Genomic DNA, 3,503 nt, shown 5'->3' with positions numbered 1-3,503 from the left:
GGCGGGGGGGGGGGGGGGGGGGGGGGGGGGGGGGCCCGCCGCCCCCCCCCCCCCACGGCTGCGTGGCCCCGGTCATGACCCCAATCCACCGGCACGGTATCCTGCACGACGGAATCGAGTTCAGAGGTAGTCCATGGCGGGAGCCAAGCGCGGGTGTCTGTTCGTGGTAACGCTGGTGGTGGTGCTGGGCGCCGTCGTGGCCGGCGTGGGCGCGTGGTTCTTCTACCAGCAGACGCGTTTCGCCGATGCCCCGATCACCCCGACTGCCGAGAGCGTGGTCATCGCCAGCGGCGATGGCATGAACAGCGTGCTGCGCAAGCTGCGCGATGCCGGCGTGGACGAGGGCCAGGACACCCAATGGCAGCTGCTGGCGCGCCAGCTCGACGCCGCCGGCAAACTGAAAGTGGGCGAGTACGCGCTCAGCGCCGACCTGACCCCGCGCGAGCTGTTGCTGCGCATGCGCGCGGGCAAGGTGCTGCAGCACCGCGTCACCATCGTCGAGGGCTGGAACATCCGCCAGCTGCGTGCTGCGCTCAAGCGCGCCGAGCCGCTGCTGCACACCACCGACAATCTTGATGATGCCGCGCTGATGCAGCGCCTCGGCTTCGGTGGCCAGCATCCGGAAGGCCGCTTCCTGCCGGAGACCTATGTCTACCAGCGTGGCGACAGCGATCTGGACGTGCTCAAGCGCGCCCATGCCGCAATGGAAAAGGCGCTGGATGAGGCCTGGGAAAGCCGTGCGCCGGACCTGCCGATCAACACGCCCTACGAGCTGTTGACGATGGCCTCGATCATCGAGAAGGAAACCGCGCTGGCCAGCGAACGCCCGCAGATTGCCGGCGTGTTCATGCGCCGCCTGAAGATCGGCATGCGCCTGCAGACCGACCCGACCGTGATCTACGGCCTCGGTGCCGCGTATGACGGCAACATCCGCCGTCGCGACCTGACCACCGATACGCCCTACAACACCTACACCCGTGCCGGCCTGACCCCGACCCCGATCGCGATGCCCAGCCGCGACGCGCTGATGGCGGCCGCGCAACCCGCGGCGGGCGACGCGCTGTACTTCGTCGCGGTGGGCGATGGCAGCGGCGCGCACGTGTTCTCGCCCAGCCTGGACCAGCACAACGCCGCAGTCGCCCGCTACCTGCAGCAGCTGCGCCAGCAACGTACCCAGGAGACCCCGGCGCAATGAGTCCCGCGCTGCTTCGCCACCCGCGTTTCGTCAGCCTGGAAGGCGGCGAGGGCGCGGGCAAGACCACTGCCATCAATGCCATCCGTGACTGCCTGCGCAGCCACGGTCATGAGGTGGTACTGACCCGCGAGCCGGGCGGTACGCCGCTGGCCGAGCGCATCCGTGGCCTGGTGCTGAAGCCCGATGCCGAGATCGCCGCCGAACCGCTCAGCGCCGAAGCCGAGCTGCTGCTGGTGTTCGCCGCGCGCGCGCAGCATGTGCGCCAGGTGATCCAGCCGGCGCTGCAGCGCGGTGCCTATGTGCTGAGCGATCGTTTCACCGATTCCAGCTATGCCTACCAGGGCGGTGGCCGTGGCCTCGACCCGCAGTGGATTGCCGATCTGGAGCGCCGCGCGGTGGGCCTGCTGCCGGGCCTGACCCTGCTGCTGGACGTGGACGTGGCCGTCGGCCGGGCACGCGCCAATGGCCGTGACCTGTGGCCGGACCGCATCGAGAGCGAACAGGATGATTTCTTCCAGCGCGTGCGCGAAGTGTTCCGCAGCCGCGCACAGCAGGACCCGCAGCGCTTCGCGTTGATCGACGCCGGCCAGGAGCAGGCGCGCGTGGCCGCCGATGTGGTCGCGCGTGTCGAGCGCTGGCTGCAGGACGGGGAGGGCGCATGAGCACGTTTTCGCCTTGGCAGCAGCGCGCGTTCGACCAGACCGTGGCCGCGCTCGATGCGGGTCGCCTCGGCCATGGCCTGTTGATCTGCGGCCCGGCCGGGCTGGGCAAGCGCGAGGTGGCACTGGCGCTGGCCGACCACGTGCTGGCGCGCGGTGATGCCGCGCATGCCACGCGCACGCGCCAGCTGATCGCCGCCGGTACCCATCCGGACCTGCAGCTGGTCAGCTTCATTCCGAACAAGAGCGGCGACAAGCTGCGTACCGAGATCGTCATCGAGCAGGTGCGCGAGATCACCGACAAGCTGGCGCTGACCCCGCAGTACGGCGTCGCGCAGGTGGTGATCGTCGATCCGGCCGATGCGATCAACCGCTCGGCGGCCAACGCGCTGCTGAAGACGCTGGAAGAGCCGCAGCCCGGCCGCTACCTGTGGTTGATCAGCAGCGACCCGGCACGACTGCCGCAGACCATCCGCAGCCGTTGCCAGCGCCTGGAATTCAAGCTGCCGCCGCAGCACGAAGCGCTGGCCTGGCTGCAGCAGCAGGGCCACAGCGAAGCATCGGCGCGCGAAGCGCTGGACGCGGCGCGTGGCCATCCCGGGCAGGCCGACAACTGGCTGCGCGAAGACGGCCTGAGCCTGCGCCGCGAGGTAGGCCGCGAGCTGGAACAGCTGGCCGCAGGCAAGGCCGGCGCGGTGGAGCTGGCGCAGAAGTGGTGTGGTGATGACAACGCGGCGCTGCGCCTGCGCTTTGCCGCCGACCTGGCGCTGGCCCAGGCCAGCACCGATGCCTTGACCACGCCGGAGCGATTGCACAAGCTTGCAGCCTGGTTCGATGCGGCCAACCGCACCCGCGACCTGCTGCGCACCACGGTGCGTGCAGACCTTGCGGTGGTCGAGTTGCTGCTGGCCTGGAACAAGGTGAACGAGCGGCCTGCCGCAAGGGGAAATCGATGAGTGCCAGCAACGCCCGCCAGGGCATCCTGTCCCTGGCCGTGAAGGACAAAGCCGCGCTGTACAGCGCGTACATGCCATTCGTGAAGAACGGCGGCATCTTCGTGCCCACGCCCAAGCGCTACTTCCTGGGCGACGAGGTGTTCCTGCTGCTGACCCTGCCCGATTCCAGCGAGCGCCTGCCGGTGGCCGGCAAGGTGATCTGGGTGACCCCGGCCGGCGCACAGGGCAACCGCACCGCCGGCATCGGCGTGCAGCTGGCCGATGGTCCCGAAGGCGAGGGCGTGCGCCACAAGATCGAGACCCTGCTGGCCGGGCTGACCGGCTCGGACAAGCCGACCCACACGATGTGAGGTGGCGCCGGGCCATGCGGCTGCATGCCTCGAAACGCCCGTGAACACGAATGTGAAAAAGTGTTGACGGCCTCTGAAAAGCCCCTATAATGAGCGGCTCAGCAACACACCGGGCGGTTAGCTCAGCGGTAGAGCATTGCCTTCACACGGCAAGGGTCACAGGTTCGATCCCTGTACCGCCCACCAAATAAAGCCCTGATTTTTCAGGTGTTATGAAGAAGCCGGCCTTGAGCCGGCTTTTTCGTAACTGCACGGTAACAGCAGGGTTTAAATCACCCTCTTTCCGGTGATTTACCGATTGAGCGATGCCCGCAGTGCGCTGCTGCCGGATGCCCGCACGCCC

Annotated in this window: 4 protein-coding genes and 1 tRNA gene; all 5 read left to right on the top strand. The window is 68.4% G+C overall.

Features of this window, described 5'->3' with window-relative positions:
* The first annotated feature begins 133 nt into the window (after nucleotides 1-133).
* The 5 genes from mltG to O0K41_RS22080 all read left to right on the top strand — a co-directional run bounded on the left by mltG (nucleotide 134) and on the right by O0K41_RS22080 (nucleotide 3,346).
* Nucleotides 134-1,195 carry an endolytic transglycosylase MltG gene (gene mltG / locus O0K41_RS22100; RefSeq protein ID WP_049403323.1) on the top strand — a complete coding sequence of 354 codons (1,062 nt, stop codon included), beginning with the start codon at nucleotides 134-136 and terminating at the stop codon, nucleotides 1,193-1,195.
* Complete coding sequence (gene tmk, locus O0K41_RS22095; protein ID WP_005412450.1) at nucleotides 1,192-1,857, top strand: dTMP kinase; 666 nt, start codon at nucleotides 1,192-1,194, stop codon at nucleotides 1,855-1,857. Before mltG ends, tmk begins: the two co-directional genes overlap by 4 nt.
* A complete protein-coding gene (locus O0K41_RS22090) occupies nucleotides 1,854-2,810 on the top strand; it encodes a DNA polymerase III subunit delta' (RefSeq protein ID WP_164221358.1) in 957 nt (318 codons plus the stop codon). The genes tmk and O0K41_RS22090 overlap by 4 nt, the downstream gene beginning before the upstream one ends.
* The gene (locus O0K41_RS22085; RefSeq protein ID WP_108270517.1) at nucleotides 2,807-3,160 is read left to right on the top strand and encodes a PilZ domain-containing protein; all 354 of its coding nucleotides are present in this window, start codon (nucleotides 2,807-2,809) and stop codon (nucleotides 3,158-3,160) included. Before O0K41_RS22090 ends, O0K41_RS22085 begins: the two co-directional genes overlap by 4 nt.
* Before the next feature lie 111 nt (nucleotides 3,161-3,271).
* Nucleotides 3,272-3,346 (top strand) — tRNA-Val (locus O0K41_RS22080).
* The last annotated feature ends 157 nt before the right edge of the window (nucleotides 3,347-3,503 follow it).

Origin of the sequence: Stenotrophomonas sp. Sm2128, assembly GCF_030985535.1 — a bacterium.
GTDB classification, from domain to species: domain Bacteria; phylum Pseudomonadota; class Gammaproteobacteria; order Xanthomonadales; family Xanthomonadaceae; genus Stenotrophomonas; species Stenotrophomonas maltophilia.
The sequence above is the reverse complement of the archived record's forward strand: the minus strand, read 5'-3'. Positions and strand labels throughout refer to the sequence as shown.